A 772-nucleotide genomic window follows, 5' to 3' on the forward strand; every position below is an offset into this window, starting at 1 on the left:
AGCCGCTGCGAGGAACTGGACCGGCTCTCGGCCCGGGCGGAGCGGGACGCACGCGCGGTCGTCCCGCTGCGGACCGAGGCCGAACGCACCGCCGCGTTGGCCGGCCTCACCGCGGGTACCTCGGCGGACAACGAGCGCCGCATGCGGTTGGAGTCGTACGTGCTGGCCGCCCGCCTGGAGCAGGTGGCGGTCGCGGCAGGGGAGCGGCTGAGCAGGATGTCCGGGGGCCGCTACACCCTCGTGCACTCCGACGAGCGGGCCGGGCGCGGTGCCCGCTCCGGACTCGCGCTGCACGTCGTGGACGCCTGGACGGGCCGGACCCGGGACACCGCCACGCTCTCCGGCGGAGAGACGTTCACCGCGTCCCTCGCCCTGGCGCTCGGCCTCGCCGACACCGTCAGCGACGAGGCGGGCGGCACCCGGCTCGACACCCTCTTCATCGACGAGGGCTTCGGCAGCCTCGACGAGCAGACCCTGGACGAGGTGATGGAGGTTCTGGACTCGCTGCGCGAGCGGGACCGCAGCGTGGGCATCGTCAGCCACGTCGCGGAGCTGCGGCTGCGGGTCCCCACCCAGCTGCACGTCGTCCGGCACCGCACCGGTTCCACCGTCCGCGTCGGCGGTCGCGAACGGTGACCGGCGGGCGCCTCCGCGCCCCCGACCACGTCCCAGTCGCCACCACCCGCCACCGTCCGCGAACGGTCACCGCCTGGCCACCGCTCACCGGCCGTGCGCCCCCCTGCGGCCCGTCCGGCGGCGGTCGTCCGCAGGC

General features: G+C 76.0%; 1 protein-coding gene. It reads left to right on the forward strand.

Going from position 1 to position 772, the window contains the following annotated elements:
• Window positions 1–636 (forward strand): SbcC/MukB-like Walker B domain-containing protein (locus tag ACYVE9_RS29265; protein ID WP_461030899.1); only part of this gene is annotated, 636 nt, incomplete at its 5' end.
• Between the last annotated feature and the right edge of the window lie 136 nt (window positions 637–772).

The organism is Streptomyces sparsus (assembly GCF_054776295.1).